The following is a 22,221-nucleotide window of genomic DNA, read 5'->3' as shown; positions in this document are numbered from 1 at the left end:
AGGTTACAATAAAGATATGATACAATCACCAAATTCCTTGGTGCCAAGAGTTTTTCCTTCCGGCATAAAGCGTGCCAGGTCATTCGTTGCTTCTCCTTTTGAGAATGCTTCTTCCATAGCAGCAGTGATCAGTCCGGCCGCTTTATCCCAGCCCATATATTCAAGCATCATCACGGATGAGAGCAAGAGGGATGACGGATTCACGATATTCTTTCCGGCAATATTGGGAGCCGTACCGTGGGTTGCTTCAAAAATAGCATAACCACTGTCGTAGTTAATATTGGCACCCGGTGCAATGCCTATGCCGCCAACCATCGCTGCTAACTGGTCCGATATATAATCACCATTCAGATTCAGGGTTGCGATAACCGAATACTCTTCGGGAATCAACAGGGTGTTTTGCAGGAAAGCATCTGCTATCACATCCTTGATGATCACTTTTCCGGCGGCAGTCGCTTCAAACATCGCTTTAACGGCTTCAGCTTCGCCTTTTTCCTTTTTGATCTTTTCATATTGCGGCCAGGTGAATGTCTTATCTCCGAACTCGCGTTCTGCAAGAGCATATCCCCAGAGCTTGAAACCACCTTCGGTAAATTTCATGATATTACCTTTATGCACCAGCGTTACGCTCGGTAATTTATTCGTCAGAGCAAATTCGATAGCAGCACGTACCAGGCGTTCGGTTCCTTCTACAGAGACAGGCTTCACACCGAACGAAGACGTTTCCGGGAAGCGGACTTTCGTCACTCCCATTTCTTCCGTCAGGAACTTCAGGAATTTAGCAGCTTCCGGCGTTCCCTGCTGCCATTCGATACCGGCATAAATATCTTCCGTATTTTCACGGAAGATGTACATATCCACTTTCTGCGGCTCTTTTACCGGAGAAACAACTCCTTTGAACCAACGGACAGGGCGCAGGCAGACATACAGGTCGAGTGTCTGGCGCAAAGCGACATTCAGGGAACGGATACCGCCACCGATCGGAGTAGTCAGCGGTCCTTTTATACCGACCATATATTCGCGGAAGGCATCCATTGTTTCTTCTGGTAACCAGCTGCCTGTTTTATTAAATGCTTTTTCACCAGCCAGGACTTCTTTCCATTCTATGGAGCGTTTACCACCATATGCTTTTTCAATAGCGGCATTGACAATCTTCTGGCTGACCGGGGTGATCTCTGCTCCCACACCGTCACCTTCTATATAAGGAATAACCACCTTGTCCGGGACAATCAGGCGGCCGTTTTGTTTTGTTATTTTATTCATTGTGATAGTTTATTAATGTGCTACATTCAATGCCGACCCGGCTTTGAACCACTTGATCTGTAAATCATTGTACGTATGATTTACGGGGAATGATTCCTGTGTGCCGTCCGCATGATACAAGATAGCTGCCAAAGGTTTACCCGGCGCAAAGTCTTTCAGACCGACGATAGAGATATGATCGTTTTCGCGGATCTTATCATAGTCTTCCTTATTTACAAAGGTCAGGGCCAGCATGCCCTGTTTTTTCAGGTTCGTCTCATGGATACGGGCAAAACTCTTGGCGAGGATCACCTTCACATTCAGGAAGCGGGGTTCCATTGCCGCATGTTCGCGGGATGAACCTTCGCCATAGTTTTCCTCAGCAACCACAATGGACGAAATACCTTTCGCCTTATACTGTTTGGCAACAGCAGAAACAGCCTCATATTCATTATTCAACTGATTCAACACTGCATTCGTCTGGCCGTTGAAAGCATTCACTGCTCCCATCAGCATATTATCGGAAATATTTTCCAAGTGACCACGGAAACGCAGCCACGGACCGGCCATCGAAATATGGTCTGTCGTACATTTGCCGGACGCTTTTATCAAAAGCGGCATTTCCAACAGGTCATTTCCGTCCCACGGGGCAAAAGGCTGCAAGACCTGCAAACGATTTGATTCGGGATTGATATTTACTACCACATTCTTTCCGGTCGGAGCCAGATAACCGTTGTCTTTGACATCGAAACCATCAGGTGGAAAATCCGTACCCTGCGGTTCACGGAGTTTAACTTCACGACCGTCTTCGGTCTTCAATGTATCTGTCAGCGGATTAAAGCAAAGGTCTCCTGCAATTGTCAAGGCAAGAGTCAGTTCCGGAGAAGCGACAAAAGCATGTGTGTTCGGATTTCCATCTGCACGTTTGGCGAAATTACGGTTAAAGGAGGTTACAATAGAATTCTTACGGGTGTTATCGTCGGTATGACGTTTCCACTGTCCGATACACGGGCCACAGGCATTTGCCATGATCGTTGCACCGATCTTTTCAAAGTCACCGATAATACCGTCACGTTCGGCTGTGTAACGGATCTGTTCCGAACCCGGATTGATAATCAACGGAGAAGCGACAGGAATCTTATCTTCAAAAGCCTGGCGGGCAATGGAGACAGCACGGCTCAAGTCCTGGTAAGAAGAGTTGGTACACGAACCGATCAGACCGACTTCCATCTTACGCGGATAACCGTTAGCCTTCACTTTAGCAGCAAATTCAGAGATAGGTGTCGCTGCATCCGGAGTGAACGGACCGTTGATATGCGGTTCCAGTTCCGATAGGTCGATCACGATTACACGGTCGTAATATTCATCCGGCTGTGCCCTCACTTCCATATCGGCTTCCAGATAATCCTGAATAGCGTCGGCCCAGGCGGCAACCGTATCACGTCCGGTGGCACGCAGATAAGTAGCCATATTCAGGTCGTAGGGGAATAATGAAGTAGTTGCTCCGACTTCGGCCCCCATGTTACAGATCGTCGCTTTTCCCGTAGCGGAAATAGAGGAAGCACCTTCACCGAAATATTCGATAATGGCATTCGTCCCGCCTTTCACTGTCAGAATTCCAGCCAATTTCAAGATGACATCTTTGGGAGAAGCCCAGCCATTCAGACGTCCGGTCAGTTTAACACCGATCAGTTTCGGCATCTTCAGTTCCCATTCCATACCGGTCATTACATCGACCGCATCAGCGCCACCGACACCAATGGCAACCATTCCCAGACCTCCGGCATTCGGCGTATGGGAATCTGTCCCCACCATCATTCCGCCGGGGAATGCATAATTTTCCAGCACAACCTGGTGAATAATGCCAGCTCCGGGCTTCCAGAAACCGATCCCGAACTTATCGGATACGGATTTAAGGAAATCATATACCTCGCTGTTCCCCTTGGTCGCTGTTTCAATATCCGCTTTCGCCCCGATATTTGCCTGGATCAGATGGTCGCAATGAACGGTAGCAGGAACAGCCGATTTGTCTTTTCCAGCATTCATAAACTGTAACAATGCCATCTGCGCTGTCGCATCCTGCATCGCCACACGGTCGGGACGGAAGTTCACATAATCATCTCCGCGCCTGAACAAGCGGAGTGCTTCTTCATCATATAAATGAGCATATAAGATTTTCTCGGCCAAAGTCATCGGACGACCGATCTTTTCGCGGGCCGCATCTACCCGTTTCGGGAAATTGGAATAAAAGCTTCTCAGCATTTCAATGTCGTACACCATATTATAATCCTATTAGTTGTTTGTTTATCAGAATGCTTGTTTGTATGCAAATAAAACGATTCATTGCCATAAAGAATGTAATATAGATGACAGCTATCGTTTTGCAATTCTATTTTCTCATTAACAAATGTATATATAAATAAAACACCTTTTATTCAATAATGTCTATGAGACCATAGAGGATATCTATACAAATAAAAAGTTCGCCTTACGTTCATTTATAAAACGCGCGGCGAACTTATTTTGTTCAATAGATATTAACGAATATGTATGTTTATTGTTTTTTAGATTCCTTCCACCTGTCGGCATAACTATGCAGAATAGAAGCAATCCCTTCTCCGATCCGTACATAATCACCCTGTTTCAGGTTTGCCAGCGAAGCGCGGATCGACCATTCGGGAGCATCGAAGCCACCTCCGTTCAAGAGGACGAGCGCAGTTTCCTGTGCCAGCCGGAATACGACATCGACCGGTTCGTAATTGGCTTTCAGATATTCTACAAATTCATCTCCGTAGAACTTCTTTGCCCAGACTTCCATATCTATCTCACTGTAATAACCGGCACGAAGAGGATCATCCAGCAAAGTAAAGCCTGTACTTTCCCAAAGCGTATGCAGGCGTTCATGGATAATTTCCACCATTCGCGACTGATACAGATTCTCGGTATCCAGGATAGAGAAGGAAGCAAACAAAGCCATCTGTGTCTGTTGCGGCAGGGAAAGACCGGCTGTATGATTAAGTGCAACCTGGCGGCTGTCGGCAACCATACGGTCGATGAACTTCATCTTCGACGGGTCGAGCATGATGCTGCTGTAACGTTTTGTCAGTGCTGCTTTCTTATCGTCCGGTAATTCAGTGATCATCCGGTCGTAAATATTCTTTTCGTGTAAAGAGACTACAGCCAGACGCCAGCCTGTGGCTCCGAAGTATTTGGAGAAAGAATAGACACACAAGGTGTTGTCCGGCAATTCCGCCATCAGGGAACGGAAACCGGGAACATAAGTGGCATACACATCATCGGTAATGATCATCAGGTCGGGATTGTAATTGGTTACGATATCGACCAGACATTCCGTCAGTCCGTGTGTCAGTGCGTAAGAAGGCGGGTTACTCGGATTGACGATAAAGGCAGCCTTAACCGATTTATCTTTCAATATATCCAGGTCCTTTTCCTGATACTGCCAGGTATGATAGCCGTCACCCGTCATTTTCAATGCATGTATTTCTGTTACATCAAACAGGTAACGTGCCTGTTCGGGTATTTCGATATACGGTGTAAAGACCGGGGCGAACAAGACGATCTTATCTCCTTTATTCAACAGGAAGTTCTGTTGCAGGGAATCAAAAATGTAACACATGGCTGCCGTTCCGCCTTCAGTAGCAAACAGGTCGAATTTCCCTTCAGGGGGAAGGTTGTTGCAAAGAGCCTGATCCAGATAGTCACGGACTAGGACTTCCGTATATTTCAAAATACGGTCGGGGATCGGATACTGATCACCTATTACACCTTCCGCCCATTCATGGACAAGATCATTTTCATCGACACCTTTTTCACGTACCATATAATTATAAGTATCGCGTAAAAGCTTGGAACCCGGCGTTCCCTCGTGCTTGTCGAGGAACTCCCGGAAACGATAGGCAATACTCGGTTTCTGGGGAACACCGGCAAGGCCGACCATTCCATCTTCCAGCTTAGTCCCCCGGCGGCATTCTTCCAAGCCGAACTGACCAAGCAGGAAAAAGGCTTCGCGGGGTGTGGTGGCGATCCAGTTTGGGTTGCCGCGTCCGGCATTCAACATGATGTGTGTGCTCTTACGTGCACTTTCATCGGCCAGGTCGATCAGGATATCTTTTAATTCGAATGGACTGATCTCCGACATCTTCTTTTCGTATTCACGGGTAACTACGATTTTCTTTTTATCTTCCATATTATATATAATGTATAATTAATGCTTGTTTTTACCAGATTTACTCTTATGAAAAGAGTATGTTCTCTCCTAAGCCGAAGCCAGTGCCACTCTAGTGGCAGAGTTATGCCATAGTAATGGCAGAGTTGTGCCAAAGGCATGGCAGAGTCTTGCCACAGTAATGGCACTGGCCCGTTATCCCTACATCAACAACACGATTACTACTCCCCAGATAATTAAAAGAGTATTACCTACCGCATAGGTAACAGTATAACCTAATGCCGGTGTCTGGCTCTCCACCGCATCTTCCACGGCACCGAGGGCGGCAGTTGTCGTTCGTGCACCGGAAGTACAGCCAAGAGTGATGGCCGGATGGAATTTAAAGAGATAACGTCCCATAAGGACACCGGCAATCAACGGGATAGTCGTTGCCAAAGCACCGATAACAAACAGGCTCACCCCTACTTCCTTAAATCCGGTCACAAAACTCGGACCTGCCGTAATCCCGACCACGGCAATGAACATATTCAGTCCGACATTATTCAACACCCAAAGCGAAGGCTCCGGAATGCGTCCGAATGTCGGATGTTTGGAGCGAAGCCATCCGAATACCAACCCGGCAATCAACGCCCCGCCACTCGTACTCAGGCTGACAGGAATATCCCCGAAGTGGATAGCCAGCGAACCGATTATACCACCGATAAAGATACCCAACCCGACAAAGATCATATCCGTCTGGTTCGTAGGTCGATCGGCGTATCCCAAAGTAGCAGCCGCCTCATTCACTTCCAGCTTTGTCCCGACCAGTTCGAGCATATCGCCCGGATCGATCCGGGTCGCAGCCAATACCGGAATACTGATCCCGGCACGTTTGATACTCTTGATACTGACACCATGCATCACCTTTTCCTTGCGGAGTTGTGCCACCGTCATGCCTGCAAACTTCTTGCGGGAGATCAATACAGGTAATGTCTCTGCGGGGAAATCCAGCAAATCGATATCATTCACTTCATCCCCTATCCAGTCTTCCTCACCGATCACAAACTCACGCCGTCCGCTCAAGACAACTTCATTTCCTTTCTGGAGCATCAGGTCCGGCTTCACATCATAAATAACATTATTGATACGGACACGCTCCACAAACAAGCGGCGCCCCTGCTCTTCCAGATAATCCTCCAGTTCCTGTACGGTCTTTCCGGCACCGAACCAGTCATTGCTTATCTTATAAGCCCGGAAAGTGATAGGACGTGCTGCAGGCATAAATCCGGGCTGCTCACTTTCGTCATCATTTCCCATCCTGGCTTCCAGTTCTTTACAAGCCTTTTTCACGGATGCCAGTCCACCCAGCAGACGGGGAGCCACGTCACTCATGATCCAGGCAGAACCCGCCGTACCGAAAATATACGACACGGCATAAGCCACCGGCATCACATTGATCATAGCCGTTTTATCAGCATCGCTCAGGCTTCCCTGATTGATCGTATCTTCCGCTACTCCCAATACGGCCGAAATAGTCTGTGAACCGGCCAGTAACCCGGCAGCTTCGCCCGCATTATATCCCATCAGTTTGGCAAGAAGGAAAGGAATGAACAAACAGAACAGGCACATCAATGCTGCAAAAAGCATCTGCGGAAGCCCTTCCTTCTTCAGTCCCCGAAAGAACTGTGGTCCTACACTGTAGCCGACAGCAAACAGGAACAAAAGAAAGAATACCGATTTAATTGGTGCACCGATCTCTATATGCAATTGTCCGATCAATACTCCGACCAGTAGAACACTGGTAACTGTCCCCAAAGAAAACTTCCCTATTTTAAATTTACCGATCCAGAAGCCCAATGCCAGTGTAAGAAAAATGGCCAGTTCCGGATAATGTTTGAGTAAATCTGCAAACCACTCCATATATTAATTGTTTGGCGTTAATATTAAGACATACGATATGTCCGGTTTTATTGTGGTAAATGGAACAGTATCCACAAGGAAGTTGTTCCGGCCGATTCAATTAAGAGAATATAAAATCCATCTTATTTTAAATAATTTTCTATCTTTGTCCCCGCTTTGGTGATACGATAACATTCCGTTAATCGTATAAAAGGGAATCCGGTTTGAATCCGGAACAGTGCCCGCTACTGTGGAGCCCGATAATAAGGAAAGCATTCTTACACCACTGTCCGATACAAGGATGGGAAGGTCGCTTTCCGGGCAAGTCAGGAAACCTGCCAAGGTTTATTTATATCGTATTCCCCCGGGGTCAGGAGAATGATAAAACATACGGACAATCTCTTTTTGATAAAAGAAAATGTTTACCGACAGCCGGTATTGTGGCTTGTCGTATTCGTTCGTTACCTTTTAATTTACATTATATGAAACATTTACTATTACTTATTGCTTGTATGCTCGCACCTATGTGCTGGGCACATGACGGCGAGAACTTCAAGGCATCCGACATGCTGGCCTCCATGCAACCGGGTGACAAAGCCGCCTTATTAATGGTACATTTCGGTACCACGTATGACGACACCCGTGCTCTCACCATCGACGCGATCAACCGGAAAGCGCAAGAAGCCTTCAAAGACATGGAAGTACGCGAAGCCTACACTTCCCGCATCGTGGCACGCCGCCTGAAAGCCCGCGGTATCGAAAAACTGAATCCGGTCGAAGCACTGGAAAAACTGAAAGCAGACGGATATACTCATATCCTCATCCAATCTACAAACATTATCGAAGGGGTGGAAATGGAATCGCTTCGCAAAGACATTGCACCGCTGGAAAAGAATTTCAAAGAGGTACGTATCGGCAACCCGCTGCTTTATACACCGCATGACTTTGAAGATGTGATAGCAGCCGTAGCAAAGAACGGAGCCAAAGAAGGCGCGACGGTTCTTGTCGGACACGGAACGTATACACCAGCCACGGCACAGTATGCCATGATGGATTATATGCTGCAATCCAAAGGATATACCGATTACCATGTAACCACCGTAGAAGGCTATCCTTCTTTCGACGATATGGTAGCCAAACTGGATGCCAGCGGTGTAAAGAAAGTACTGCTGATGCCTTTTATGTTTGTAGCAGGCGACCATGCCAACAACGATATAGCAGGCGATATGAAGCAGGAACTGGAAAGCAAAGGTTACCAGGTGTCTGTCTTTATGCAGGGATTAGGACAAAATCCGGACATCCAGAAACTATTCATCGATCATGCCAGGTTTGCGGCCAAACATAAAATGGTCAATATCACTGAAAAGAAAAAACAATACGCTGCTGAAAAGGACTAAGTTCAAGCACAAAACTAAATGTTCAGAAAAATACTAAAACTTACACATAAGATACTCGGATTACTTCTGAGTATCTTATTTCTGATGTGGTTTCTTTCAGGTATAGTAATGATCTATCATTCATTTCCCAGAGCATCACAACAGGATAAATTAGAAAGGCAACAGGTTATCGACGGAAATTTGCCGGATATGGAAACTCTTCTGTCCGTTCTTCCCGATTCAGCACAGGTCCGTTCACTCTCCATGGAAATGTATTTTGACCGGCCTGTGGTTCATTTCCGGGGAAAGAATACGCCCGAAACACTCTATGCAGACTCTCTGCAACCAGTCGAAGCAATAAATGACGAAACTATCAAGCGGACTGCAGCACAATGGTGCTCATCTCCGATCCTGCGTGTGGATTCGATGTATAAGCTGGATCAATGGATTCCTTTCGGACGGTTGCGCGAAGAGTTCCCCATCTATAAATATACATTTGCGGATGATGGCCGCCATGAACTCTATATTTCTTCAAAAACAGGGCGCGTCCTGCAATTCACCGACAAAGACCAGCGCTTATGGGCGTGGCTCGGAGCCATTCCCCACTGGGTTTACTTCACATCGCTCCGCCAGAATCAGGTTGCCTGGATCAACTTCGTGAAATGGAGTTCCGGCATCGGTTGTATCATGTGCCTGGCAGGATTGATCCTTTCCATACAACTGGCCTGGCGCAACCGCCATAAGAAGTTATTTTCCCCTTACAGGAAAAGATGGTTCAAATGGCATTATGTCAGTGGATTGATCTTCGGTATTTTCACCATTACATTCGCTTTCAGCGGAATGATGTCGTTAATGGATATTCCCGACTGGATGAAAAAAGCTCCGAAAGAAAAGCAGGATATGTCACGCCGCATCCCGTGGGGCGGATCGGAAGGACGTTTTGTCGCCTCTGCCTATCATCTGGATTACCGGAAAGTACTGGAGGCGGTCGACAGTGTAAAAAGCATCGAATGGGCAACCTGGCAAAAGTATCCTTACTACAGGCTTACCACCGATTCGCAAACAATCAATATCGATGCGACCGATACAACAGCAATCCGGATTTTCCTCCTGACCGAAGATATGGTACGAAAAGAGGCGGTTAAAATGTATGGAGACAGCATCCCCTATAAATTAGATTTACTTACGGAATACGACCAGGATTATTACGGACGCAAGAAAGATCGTACGCAGTTGCCGGTCTACCGTATCATCGTCGACGATGAAATGCATACACGCCATTACTATCAGCCGGAAACGCTGATGCAGCGACGGGTAGACGATGACGGCCGGTTACGCCGTTTACTTTACAGCGGTCTTCACAGTCTCAACATCAAATTCCTTACCGACCGTCCGGTACTCTGGAATATCGTTATGTACACTTTACTACTCGGCGGGACATTCCTGTCATTGACCGGGGTCGTATTATCGATCAAATGGATTATCAGAAAGGCAAATAGATTTTTTAAACAAAAAGTATGAGAAAGCAAATTTTACTCTTATCAATGGTTATCGCTTGTCCGTCATTCATGTTCGGACAGAGAAGTATCACCGACTCGATCTTTACCGTCGGCAATGTTGAAATTACAGCTAAAAAGAAACAGGCAACGCCATTACGGGAACAACCGGTCCAATTGCTGAACATGGATGTTCCACTGAAGTTCCTTCCTATCACTGTTACCCGCCTGGACAGCAAGACACTGGAAAGAAAGCATATCCTGAATATGGAAGATGCCGTACGTTTCCTGCCGGGGGTTACATTGAGCAGCAACCAGCTGGGTGCTTTCCAGCGGTACAGCATTCGTGGTACGTCGGACGCCGTATTCGCTATCGACGGAATCCGTGACGAGCGTACACTGTTAAACACAATGCCGTTCGGCGATCTTTCTTTTGTCGAATCGATAGAAGTAATCAAAGGTCCGGCTTCTATCCTGAGCGGACACTCGGTCATGGGTGGCGTTATCAATATCATAACGAAAAAGGCATCTGCCGATTTCTCGGCAAATGCCAGCATCAGCTACGGTAGCTGGAACCAGAAAGAAGCAACAGTCGGTTTCGGTGGCAAACTGATCGGTCCGGTCAATTACCGTGCAAATATTCATTATGGTACAGGCGATGGTTACCGCGATGTGAATGCTGATCGTTTCTCCGGCCTCTTCGCCCTGGGAGCAGAAATAGGAAAAGGCTATTTCGAAGGAAATATCAGTTTCAATGACGACCATTATACCACGGAGATAGGTGCGGCGCCGACAATGCCGGGAGATATATTTTATGCATCCGATGACAAACTTTATCTACCTAGCGGAGCACTGCACCCCACAGCCGATCCCCATACCGTGTACAACGACTTTGCAAACAATAAGATGCACCGCCGTAACATGGATGTACGTATGCAATATACCCAACCGTTAACTGACTGGATGAAATTCCGTGAAACTCTATCCTACGGACACAGCAATTTGGATTACTGTTGTGTAGAAGGAATGTCATATGTCAGCAGTTCAGACCCTATTTATGATTTGTATTATTTCGATAGAAAAGGGAAAAAAACATATGTAAATCTCGATTCGCTACGATCAGGAGACCCGCTATGTTTTAATCCGGATAATTATTCCATCACAAATACCACCGAACTAACAGGAAAAATCGAAACAGGCTTCATCACCAACAATTATACATTGGGATGGAACTATACCTATTTCGATTATACCAATTATACAGGATATAACAGCGATGATGTTTGGGGACCAGGCAAAAATCAGATACTTCCGGTTGATAACCCTCATATTGTACGTGACTGGTGGGATAGTAAAGTCTCTAAAGCGAGTATTGCCAAATATATCACCAATGGTATCTATCTGCATGATGTCTTCGAGATCAACGATCACTGGAAAGGGATGTTGGGCGGACGTCTTGACATTTACAAATATAAGAGCGCCTCAGCATTGATCGATGACGGACGTCAACATTACGAAAAAGAGAATCGTACAGACTGGAATAAAGTTAGTACTGCAGCTTTTACCTATCGTGGCGGCATCGTCTATCTGCCGATTCCGGCAGTTTCTATCTATGCTTCCGCAGCTTCCTATTTCAAACCGAATAAAACATTTTATGATAAAAATATACTATATATGGGAGCCGATGGAAAACTCTTCAATCCTGATGAAACCGGAGGAGAAGTCTTCAAACCGGAAAGAGGTAATCAGTATGAAGTGGGAGCCCGTTATGAATTGAACCAGTTATTGGAAGTGAATGCCAGTATTTATTACATTCGTAAACATAATGTCGTCAAGACAATCGGTAAAATGTCTACAGAAGAAAATGGAGCTGCTGTAGATAAAAATGTTCAGGCACAAGTCGGTCGTGCAGACACCAAGGGTTTTGACATCGATCTTACATTACGTCCTATCGCTAACCTGCAAATCGTAGGCGGATGCGGATGGTCTGACTATCGTCTGATGAGTAGTTTTCTCAAAAATATAGACACGAATGCGGATTGGTTTAATTTCAGTGAAACAACCGGACAACGCAGCACAGGAGTTCCGCGCGTTACCTTCTATACTTATGCAGACTACACAATCCCTAAAGGTGCGTTGAAAGATCTGTCATTCCACCTGAGCGGAACATTTACAGACCGTATCTACCAGAATATTGCCGATAACTCATATATTCCATCCTGCTACATCGTTGATGCAGGCATTTACTATACCATCAAAAAGTCAATCAACCTGGCTGTAAACGTAAACAACCTCTTTAATAAAGAATACTTTGTAAAGAGTACCGTTTTAGGTAAACCTTGCAATTTTATAGCTACTATCTCTTACAATTTCAGATAAGATCCCGTTACCCTGTGCTTGCATACAGCACTGTATTATATAAGAACGGTCGCTTCTCTTAATATAGGGAAACGACCGTTTTTTATTCAAATAATCAATACTTTATATATCTTTGCAGTTCAAAGTCCAAGTGTGATTAACTCAAAGCTTCTATTTCAGAATACTAATATCCTTATACTATAATATTAATGGAGCAATAACAATAGATATTTTATCTGTTATCAACTAATTATTTATCTCATTCACTTGTATTTTTATTTATATTAATTTATGCACATAAAATGATATTTTATATATATGCGGAACTGTAACATTGTACTTTTTTTGCATCTACATTCATAAGCGATAGAAATAATAACTAAATCTAGGCCAAAAGATGAAAAGTACGATCAACAATACTTCTTCCGAAGTATCAAATAACCAAATACTGCATGCCGGTTTTGATCTCTTTAATAAACCTGAAGGAACAAAACTAACAAAATCTTGCATATACAATAATATGATTATTTTCATTCTGGGCGGGTCTCTGAAAATAAACTCTCCACATATCAAAATGAAGTTTATTGAAGAACCTTATATGTTATTTATTAAAATGTTCGATAATTGTACCTATGAGATTGCCCCATGCTCAAAAGTCCTGCTTTTTACCTTCGATAGCCTGACTATCGACGAGCTTTTGAGTTTCCAGGCCAAATATGACCTGCTGCCTGAATCGACATTCGAATGGATCGAATTGAAGATAATCGAACCTTTATACAGTTTCTTGAAACTCCTCATTCAGTATCAGGAGAATAATTACCTGGACTATAAACTGTACGCCTCCAAAAGAGATGAAATGTTCTATCTTCTTAAAAGAATATACACAAAAGAAGAACTAGGTAATTTTTTCTATTTGCTGGTCAACCATACCACAGACTTCGAGAGACATGTTGCAGCAAATTATATGAAAGTAAAGAATGTAAAAGAATTAGCCAACTTGATGGGATACGGAGTGAATACTTTCCGGATCAAATTCAAAGAGACATTCGGTATTCCCGCATACCAATGGCTACTGAATGAAAAGGCAAAACGGATCTTAAAATGCCTGACAACAAAAGAGGAGGATTTCAAGAGCATAATAGATGAGTTCGACTTCAGTTCACACTCACATTTCTACAAATTCTGTAAGACTCAATTCGGAGTTACTCCCGAAGAATTGAGAAAGAAATTAAATCGATAAGAGATTATTATTCCTTTTCGATCAGTATTTCCACTTTTATATCAGATTATATATTTTATATGTGACATTGTATACACCTCTCTCCTTTTACACACTTTACCTTTGTATATCTAAATACAGATTCTTTAAATTATGATGACCAAAATGTATGTGTTATTATCCCAGATTAAGGGTTGGGATAATTGTCTTATTGAGGAGAAGATGTCAACTCCTTTAGTCAGTTATATTTTGTCGGGGGTGATTTTACTTGTTGTATTGATACGGGTAATTTCCTGGCTACAATATCTCCACCTCAAACGCAAGGCTTTAAAACGCTTTTCTGAACACAAAAAGAACAGAGTATGGAGAGCTGAACTTCCGGTTGTAATAATAGAAATACCAAATCTGCCCGAAAATAAGAATAAATAGATTATCTTTGTGTCTGTATGATTAATCATATAAAGTATCAGAATCAACAACTCAAAGCTAAAATGGGTACAGGTAAAATAATCGTAGCCGGGATAGGCCCTGGCAGTGAATCAGATATAACACCTGCAGTACTGTCTGCTATCCGACAATCAGATGTAATCGTAGGATATAAGTATTATTTCCGCTTCATCGAGAAAATAATCCATCCCGGAGCAATCTGCATCGACTCAGGGATGAAACGGGAAAAAACGCGTGCTGAGGAAGCATATAATTATGCAGCCGAAGGCAAAGTTGTAACGGTTATCAGTTCCGGTGATGCCGGTATTTACGGAATGGCACCGCTCATTTACGAGATGCAACGGGAAAAAGGGAGCAACATCCCTATTGAGGTTCTTCCTGGTATCAGCGCATTCCAGAAAGCAGCCTCTCTGCTTGGTGCTCCGGTAGGACACGATTTCTGTGTGCTCTCTCTCTCCGACCTGATGACCCCCTGGGAACTGATAGAGAAACGGATCAAAGCGGCTGCAATGGCCGACTTTATCACAGCTATCTACAATCCCAAAAGCGAAGGACGCTACTGGCAACTTTACCGTCTGATCGAACTTTTCCTGCAGGAACGCGACCCGCAGACACCCGTCGGCTTCGTTCGCCAGGCAGGACGCGAAGAACAGGAAGTTACGATCACGACTTTGGCTGATTTCGATCCTGAGCAGGTGGATATGTTCACTGTTATCCTTATCGGTAATTCACAAACTTACCGGTTCGACAACAAGATGATCACTCCGCGCGGTTATTACGGCGAAATCAAAATGGGTAAAGCTGAAACCGGGATCGGACAGGATATCATGATCCGCAGCTTCCGTACCATCGAGAAAGAACTGAAGAATAAAGACATTCCGTTAGATAAGAAATGGGCGTTGCTGCATGCCATCCATACAACAGCCGATTTCGATATGGAGAACATATTGCGGATCGACGATAATGCGGTAGCTTCGCTATACGACAGGTTGAACAGCGGTGCAGTCCGCACCATTATCACCGATGTAACAATGGCAGCATCCGGCATCCGCAAAGGAGCCTTGCAACGCATGGGACTCGAAGTGAAATGTTATCTGCAGGACGAAAAGACCGTTGCTCTCGCTACTGAGAAAGGAATTACCCGTACACAAGCCGGAATCAGGATAGCTGTCGGCGAACATCCGGATGCATTATTCGTCTTCGGTAACGCACCGACTGCTTTGATGGAGCTATGCGATCTGATACGCAAAGGAAAAGCAACCCCTGCCGGAATTATCGCAGCACCTGTCGGCTTTGTCCATGTACAGGAATCCAAACATATGGTAAAACCGTTTACCTCTATTCCCAAACTGATCGTGGAAGGACGGAAAGGCGGAAGTAACCTGGCCGCAACACTGGTAAATTCTATACTTTGTTACAATGATGCTATTAATTTAAAACCAGGAAGAGACGTATGAGAACTCAATTTATCGTTATCGGCATCCCCGATGACCCCAGTTATATCAGCAAGAACAAAAAGATAGTAGATATCATCAACGGTAATACCTACTTTTCGGGAGGTAAGCGGCATCATGAAATCCTTATGCCTTTCCTGCCTGAGGGAGCTGTATGGATCGATATAAAAGTACCGCTCGACAAAGTTTTCGACGAATACGAATATCACCAGAAGATCGTTGTATTCGCTTCGGGCGATCCTTTGTTCTATGGATTTGCTTCGACGATCCTCAAACGGATGCCGGACGCAGATATTACACTCCTGCCCTCGTTCAATTCACTGCAGATGCTTTCACACGAGCTAAAAATATCCTACGACGACATGATCATGGTTTCCCTCACCGGACGCCCCTGGCATGAACTGGACCGTGCATTGATAGAAAACAGAGCCAAGATAGGCATCCTGACCGATCATGTACATACCCCGGCTGCGATTGCCAAACGTTTACTGAAATACGGCTTCACACAATATAAAATGTATATCGGCGAACATTTGGGTAACCCGGAAAAGCAACGTATCTCACGTTCGCTTATCTTGTCTGAAGCAGAGGAACATCCTTTCGATAGTCCGAACTGCGTGATCCTCCAGCGTATGTACAACGATATCACCTATCGCCCGCTGGGCATTCCCGACAAAATGTTCGAATTGCTCGACGGAAGGGAACGGATGATTACAAAAGCGCCTATTCGAACACTGGATATGAGTATGTTGATGCTCCCCATGTGTAATCATTTCTGGGATATCGGCTTCTGTACGGGTTCCGTATCCATCGAAGCCAAACGCCAGTATCCTCATCTGCATATCCACGCATTTGAAATACGCAAAGAATGCTGGAGGCTGATCGAGGAAAACAGTTCCAAGCTGGGAGCCCCGGGTATTGATGTACATATCTGTGACTTTATGGAAGAAGATGTCTCCGACCTGCCCGCACCCGATGCAGTATTTATCGGAGGACATGGCGGCAAACTGAAAGAGATCGTGCACAAAGTAGCCCGTTATCTGGCACCCGACGGCTTACTGGTCTTCAACTCTGTATCCGAAGATAGCGAAAAAATGTTTATAGAGGCAGTCCACGAAGCCGGACTGAAATTGGACGATCCGTTGGATATACGTGTGAGCGATTATAATCCGATCACCATATTAAAGGCATTCAAAGAAGCAAAATAAAAAAACGATGAATAAGAAATCTATAGCAATTGTCGTAGTATCGGTCAGTAGCCTGCCTTTGGCACGACAAATAAAAAAGCAATATCCTAATGCGGTGATATATAGCAAAGAATCGCAGGAAGAGACAGTGGTGATGAAATCCATCGATTCCATTGTTGGAGATCTGTTCCTCCAATCGGATGCTATTATCTTTATCGGGGCAATGGGTATCTGTGTACGTTGTATCGCACCTTATGTGATGGATAAACACACCGATCCCGCTGTGATTTGCATCGATAGCACCGGTAAATACATTATTCCGGTTTTATCCGGCCATATCGGCGGAGCAAACGAACTGAGCATAGAACTGGCACAAATACTGGGAGGAAATGCCATTGTTACCACCCAAAGCGATAATACCGGACTATGGGCACTCGATACGCTGGCGGAGAAATTCGATTGGTCGGTTGTGGCCGATGATCTGACAGACAATGAGAATGCGATGAACGCATGTATTGCCGCATTCGTCAATAAAAGGCCGACAGCCCTCTTACTGAACATCCGCGATAAAGGTACAGAGTATCTCGAACAAAGCCGTCCCGAACATGTCCAAATATTCAATAAGTTCTCCGACATTCCGCTCGACCAGTTCGAATTGATAATCACAGTCGGGCCGTTCATCTATGAAGCCGAGACCAAGATGATCTCTTATTTCCCGAAAGTGCTGCATCTGGGTATCGGTTGCCGGAAGGGGCTTAATGGCGATCCGATGGAAATGCACCAGCATATTATCTCGACACTAATCGACAACAACCTCTGCCCTGAGTCGCTTGCCGATATTTCTTCCATCGACTTGAAAAAGGACGAAGTGATACTCGCTCTGTTGTCATACGGCATTATGAATCGTCCTTTCAAAACATATCCGGCAGATACATTGGACAAATTATCTGTACCCAACCCATCTTCCAAAGTGAAAGAGGTGACCCAATCGTCGAGTGTTGCAGAAGCTGCCGCTATACAAAGTGCCGGAGGCGGCCTTTTGTTGCTGGAAAAACAAAAAGGACGACTGGGAGAACACAACGATTATACATTTGCCGTGGCAATGGATAAATCCGTTCAGCGGCAGGGCCATATCGAGATAGTTGGTGCCGGTCCCGGTGATCCGGAACTGATCTCTATCCGTGGCCGCCGGATGCTTGAGAAAGCGGACCTGATCTTATATGCAGGCAGTCTGGTCCCGAAAGAACTCACTTTTTGTGCCAAACCGGGAGCTACCGTACGCAGTTCGGCAGACATGAATCTGGAAGAACAATTCCTTCTGATGAAAGAGTTCTACGACAAAGGTAAATTCATCGTCCGCCTGCATACCGGCGATCCTTGTATCTACGGAGCTATACAGGAACAGATGGCTTTCTTCGATCAATATAATATGAGTTATCATATCACCCCGGGAATATCTTCCTTCCAGGCAGCTGCTGCCGCATTACAGTCGCAGTTCACCATTCCGGAAAAAGTACAGACCATTATTCTTACCCGTGGTGAAGGCCGTACGCCGATGCCCGAAAAAGAACAGTTACACAAACTGGCTGCCAGCCAGAGTACGATGTGTATTTACCTGAGCGCAGGGATTGCAGACAAGGTTCAGGATGAACTTCTCCAACACTACGCTCCTACCACACCGGTTGCCGCCTGCTACAAACTGACCTGGAAAGACGAACGTATTTACCGGGGCGAATTGAAAGACCTGGCTAAGATCGTCAAAGATAATCATCTGACATTAACAACCTTATTAGTTGTTGGTGATGCGATCGATAATCGGGAAGGTTTATCACGGCTGTATGCCGATGAGTTCAAACATTTGTTCCGCAAATAATTCATTTCAGCAAGAACGATGATACTGATATTAGGAGGAACAACAGAAGGCCGTGCCAGTGTGCGCATAGCTGATGAAGGAAGCGGACCTTATTACTATTCCACCAAAGGATCGCTTCAGGAAATAGAATGTGCGCACGGCATCCGACTGACCGGAGGCATGGATACGGCAAGTATGGAAACATTCTGCCGCGAAAACGGCATCCGGTTGCTGATCGATGCCGCCCATCCTTTTGCCACGGCATTACACCAGACTGTGGCAAAGGTATCTTCTTCCCTCCAAATACCGGTTATCCGCTACGAACGGCGTTATCCGCCACGTGACACAGATCTGATCTGGTGCGACAATTACACTGATGCGATCCGTAAATTGGAAGAACAGGGTATACATCGCTTACTGGCATTGACCGGAGTCAACACAATCGCTCCTCTCCGGCCTTGGTGGGAAAAGTACCCTGCCTGGTTCCGTATCCTGAAACGGGAAGAATCGCTCACAATTGCCACCGGACAGGGATTTCCTATAGACCATTTACTTTTCTATCAGAATGAAGACGATGCCGGCGAGATGATGGACAGGTTGCAGCCGGACGCTATCATTACAAAAGAAAGCGGGCAAACCGGTTATTTCATAGAAAAAGTAGCTGCCGCCCGTAAACGTTCCATCCCTGTATTTGTCGTCAAACGTCCGGTACTTCCCGAAACATTTTATATCGTCTACGGAGAGGACGGATTACGTAAGCAAATAGAACGGTTATTACCGGAATTTTTTCCTTTGCATCATGGCTACACGACCGGCGCCTGTGCCACAGCCGCTGCCAAAGCAGCACTGATTGCACTGCTCAATAAGGAGAAACAAACCCAATCCTCCATCACTTTGCCATCAGGCGAATTGATCACTTTACCTGTCGCTGAAACCGAATGGGAAGGCGACAGTGCCATCTGCTCAGTCATCAAAGATGCCGGAGACGACCCGGATGTGACCAACGGCTCTAAAATCGTAGCGAAGGTAACTCTCTCGAAAGAACCCGCCTCTGCTCCCATCCGTTTTGTCGCAGGCACGGGAGTCGGCACGGTAACATTACCTGGTCTGGGACTGGAAGTCGGTGGCCCTGCTATCAACACAACACCCCGCAAGATGATGACAGAAGAGTTGACTTCCGTTTTAGAAGAATATCGGCAATCTATTTCCAATCATACAAAAACGACAGAAGCCTGCGGACTGATAGTCACAATTTCCGTTCCCGGAGGTGAAGAGTTGGCAGCAAGAACATTCAACCCGAAACTGGGTATTGTCGGCGGTATCTCCATTATCGGGACATCAGGCATTATACGCCCTTTCTCGACCGATGCTTTTATCGCCTCCATACGTAAAGAAACGGAGGTTGCCAAAGCCATCGGTTGCACGACACTCATAGTAAATTCCGGTGCTAAAAGTGAACGGTATCTGAAGGCCCGTTACCCCGAACTGCCTCCACAGGCATTCGTTCATTACGGAAACTTTATCGGCGAAACCCTAAAGATAGCCTCATCGCTCGACTTCCCTCAGGTTGTTATGGGTATCATGATCGGTAAAGCAGTCAAACTGGCTGAAGGCTTCCTCGATACGCACAGTAAAAAGGTAGTAATGAATAAAGACTTCCTAAAAGATCTGGCACATCAGGCAGGCTGTGCCGAAAATACAATCCAAAAGATCGACGCCATCACGTTAGCCCGCGAACTATGGCAATTGCTTCCTGCAGAAGAACAAGAAACATTCTTCAATCTCTTATTAAAAAGATGCCATGAACATTGCACCCCACTCCTGCCTAAAGGAGAATTATCTATCTTATTGATAACGGAAGAAGGAGTTATTTGGAAATAACCAACCACTTTTCGATGTTACGAGTCTTTGCACTGAAATTCACACCGATGCGAAACAAGGTACGCGGGTCGGATGCGAACGGAAGGGCATAGCCTTTGTCGTCAATTTGTTGCAATGCCTCTTCTGCTGTGCCGTCGAGTTTGAACTCCATGACATAAATGAAACGGTCGGTCTGCAAGATCAGATCTACACGGCCTTCGGAGGTATGGTATTCCGCTTTTACATAGAAACCCAACAGCTTAAAAACAATAAAGAGCACATTCTGGTAATGTAGCTCCAGGTTACGAACCAACTCATAAGGCGTATCGGCAAAGAAACTTTGCAGTCTCCGAAAGAAAGCATCATAATCGCCGTCGTAAACCTCCCGGGCAAACTTCTTGATCTGGAAAGCAGTATCGACCTGGCTCACCGGAGTATAATAAGGAAGAAGATATTTGATAAACCCTTCTTCTACCTCTTTATTGGGAAATCCCAGGCGATAAAGGTCAAAAGTTTTGTCATACCCTTTGATCGTCAGATAACCACTTTGATAGATTACAGGTATGGGATTTCTCGAAATGGCGTCGATGCTATTCAGAACATCGGCATCTGTCTCAGTATGTGCCATCCGGTAAAGGTCGTAGTTTGATTTTTGCAATAACTTTACCAGATAAGTTGGAGTACCGGTTTCGAACCAGTAATTATCGAATTGCCGATATTTAAATGTATTGAGCAAGCTGAACGGGTTGTAGATCCCGGGAGAGTTTTCAACGAAGTGATAACCGTCAAAACTCATTTTCAATTCTGTACAGGTTTCTTCGTATGTTATACCGAGCGCAGAAGCCAATGCATGAATGTCATCGTCGAAATCACGATGTAATTCCTCTTCGCTGATACCACAAATGGCTACATATGGCCTTCTCATCGAAAGGTCATCCAGATTATTCAAATCGCTGAACACGCTCACTTTGCCAAACTTGGTTACACCTGTGAGGAAAGCAAACTGGATATACCTGTCCATACTCTTCATCACACCGTAAAAGGCTTTCAGGGTATTGCGGTATTCATTTTGCAGCTCTTCATTGTCGATAGCCTGCAACATAGGTTTGTCGTATTCGTCGATAAGAATAACTACACGTCGTCCCGCCTGCATGCTGGCCCGTTCAATGACACCGGCAAACCGTAAAGCCTGGCTTCTTTCTGCCGGATCGGAACCATATAATTCTTCCCAGGCAGATAGCTTACGGTTCAGCATGTCGTCCAAATCGCTTACCTGGTCATATTTTGCAGCATTCAAGTCGAGATGAAACACCGGATAAGTCAGCCAATCTTTTTCCAACTTTTCGACGGCTAATCCTTCGAAAAGTTCTTTTTTACCCTTAAAGTAAGCCTCTAACGTAGAGATCAGGAGGCTTTTGCCAAAACGGCGAGGGCGGCTCAGGAAATAGTAGCTACCGGTTTTTACCAATCGATACATCAATTCGGTCTTATCTATATACAGATAACCTTCCTTTCTGATTTTCTCGAAATCCTGTATCCCTATCGGGTATTTTCTGGTATACATTGTTTCCATATATCCGCGTGTTTTAAAAGTACAGATACAAAGATAGAAATAATGTAACAATTAAAATGTGAATGATTCAATTCTTCTCAGGTTTAAACTATT

At 45.2% G+C, this 22,221-nt stretch carries 13 protein-coding genes and 1 riboswitch; of the genes, 8 read left to right on the top strand and 5 right to left on the bottom strand.

All coding sequences use genetic code 11. The features are described from left to right. Positions 1 to 3: 3 nt before the first annotated feature. From icd to aspT, 4 genes are all read right to left on the bottom strand, one after another. Positions 4 to 1,263 carry an NADP-dependent isocitrate dehydrogenase gene (icd, locus tag DWW23_RS07385; RefSeq protein WP_122352642.1) on the bottom strand — a complete coding sequence of 420 codons (1,260 nt, stop codon included), beginning with the start codon at positions 1,261 to 1,263 and terminating at the stop codon, positions 4 to 6. A 12-nt stretch (positions 1,264 to 1,275) separates the two neighbouring features. Beyond that, positions 1,276 to 3,522 (bottom strand): aconitate hydratase, encoded by a 2,247-nt coding sequence (locus DWW23_RS07380; RefSeq protein WP_122352641.1) that lies wholly within the window; start codon positions 3,520 to 3,522, stop codon positions 1,276 to 1,278. 274 nt (positions 3,523 to 3,796) lie between these two features. After that, positions 3,797 to 5,449 carry a bifunctional aspartate transaminase/aspartate 4-decarboxylase gene (locus tag DWW23_RS07375; RefSeq protein ID WP_122352640.1) on the bottom strand — a complete coding sequence of 551 codons (1,653 nt, stop codon included), beginning with the start codon at positions 5,447 to 5,449 and terminating at the stop codon, positions 3,797 to 3,799. A 180-nt stretch (positions 5,450 to 5,629) separates the two neighbouring features. Further along, positions 5,630 to 7,327, bottom strand: a complete 1,698-nt coding sequence (aspT, locus tag DWW23_RS07370; RefSeq protein WP_122352639.1) for an aspartate-alanine antiporter — start codon at positions 7,325 to 7,327, stop codon at positions 5,630 to 5,632. Between the two features lie 140 nt (positions 7,328 to 7,467). After that, positions 7,468 to 7,664, top strand: a riboswitch (cobalamin riboswitch). Between the two features lie 124 nt (positions 7,665 to 7,788). Here aspT and DWW23_RS07365 point away from each other — a divergent pair. The 8 genes from DWW23_RS07365 (at position 7,789) to cbiD (ending at position 20,576) form a co-directional block, all read left to right on the top strand. Next, positions 7,789 to 8,703 carry a sirohydrochlorin cobaltochelatase gene (locus DWW23_RS07365; RefSeq protein WP_122352853.1) on the top strand — a complete coding sequence of 305 codons (915 nt, stop codon included), beginning with the start codon at positions 7,789 to 7,791 and terminating at the stop codon, positions 8,701 to 8,703. 18 nt (positions 8,704 to 8,721) lie between these two features. After that, on the top strand, positions 8,722 to 10,203 hold the full coding sequence (locus DWW23_RS07360) for a PepSY domain-containing protein (protein WP_122352638.1): 1,482 nt from the start codon (positions 8,722 to 8,724) through the stop codon (positions 10,201 to 10,203). Continuing rightward, positions 10,200 to 12,557: a TonB-dependent siderophore receptor gene (locus DWW23_RS07355; protein WP_233564285.1), complete on the top strand. Its 2,358-nt coding sequence runs from the start codon at positions 10,200 to 10,202 to the stop codon at positions 12,555 to 12,557. Before DWW23_RS07360 ends, DWW23_RS07355 begins: the two co-directional genes overlap by 4 nt. A 553-nt stretch (positions 12,558 to 13,110) precedes the next feature. Further along, positions 13,111 to 13,776: an AraC family transcriptional regulator gene (locus tag DWW23_RS07350; RefSeq protein ID WP_229800945.1), complete on the top strand. Its 666-nt coding sequence runs from the start codon at positions 13,111 to 13,113 to the stop codon at positions 13,774 to 13,776. A 470-nt stretch (positions 13,777 to 14,246) separates the two neighbouring features. Next, positions 14,247 to 15,659, top strand: coding sequence for a precorrin-3B C(17)-methyltransferase (gene cobJ, locus DWW23_RS07340; protein WP_122352852.1), 1,413 nt, complete (start codon positions 14,247 to 14,249; stop codon positions 15,657 to 15,659). Continuing rightward, positions 15,656 to 16,864 (top strand): precorrin-6y C5,15-methyltransferase (decarboxylating) subunit CbiE, encoded by a 1,209-nt coding sequence (gene cbiE, locus DWW23_RS07335; RefSeq protein ID WP_122352635.1) that lies wholly within the window; start codon positions 15,656 to 15,658, stop codon positions 16,862 to 16,864. Before cobJ ends, cbiE begins: the two co-directional genes overlap by 4 nt. Positions 16,865 to 16,871: 7 nt before the next feature. Beyond that, a complete protein-coding gene (gene cobM / locus DWW23_RS07330; RefSeq protein ID WP_122352634.1) occupies positions 16,872 to 18,716 on the top strand; it encodes a precorrin-4 C(11)-methyltransferase in 1,845 nt (614 codons plus the stop codon). An 18-nt stretch (positions 18,717 to 18,734) separates the two neighbouring features. Beyond that, entirely contained in the window at positions 18,735 to 20,576 is a 1,842-nt protein-coding gene (gene cbiD, locus DWW23_RS07325; protein ID WP_122352633.1) for a cobalt-precorrin-5B (C(1))-methyltransferase CbiD, read from the top strand. Here the strand turns inward: cbiD and DWW23_RS07320 are convergent. Further along, the gene (locus DWW23_RS07320) at positions 20,563 to 22,119 is read right to left on the bottom strand and encodes an ATP-binding protein (RefSeq protein ID WP_122352851.1); all 1,557 of its coding nucleotides are present in this window, start codon (positions 22,117 to 22,119) and stop codon (positions 20,563 to 20,565) included. The two genes, cbiD and DWW23_RS07320, sit on opposite strands and share 14 nt — an antisense overlap. Positions 22,120 to 22,221 lie beyond the last annotated feature (102 nt).

Origin of the sequence: Parabacteroides sp. AF14-59 (genome assembly GCF_003479515.1) — a bacterium.
Taxonomy (GTDB): domain Bacteria; phylum Bacteroidota; class Bacteroidia; order Bacteroidales; family Tannerellaceae; genus Parabacteroides; species Parabacteroides faecis.
The sequence above is the reverse complement of the archived record's forward strand: the minus strand, read 5'-3'. Positions and strand labels throughout refer to the sequence as shown.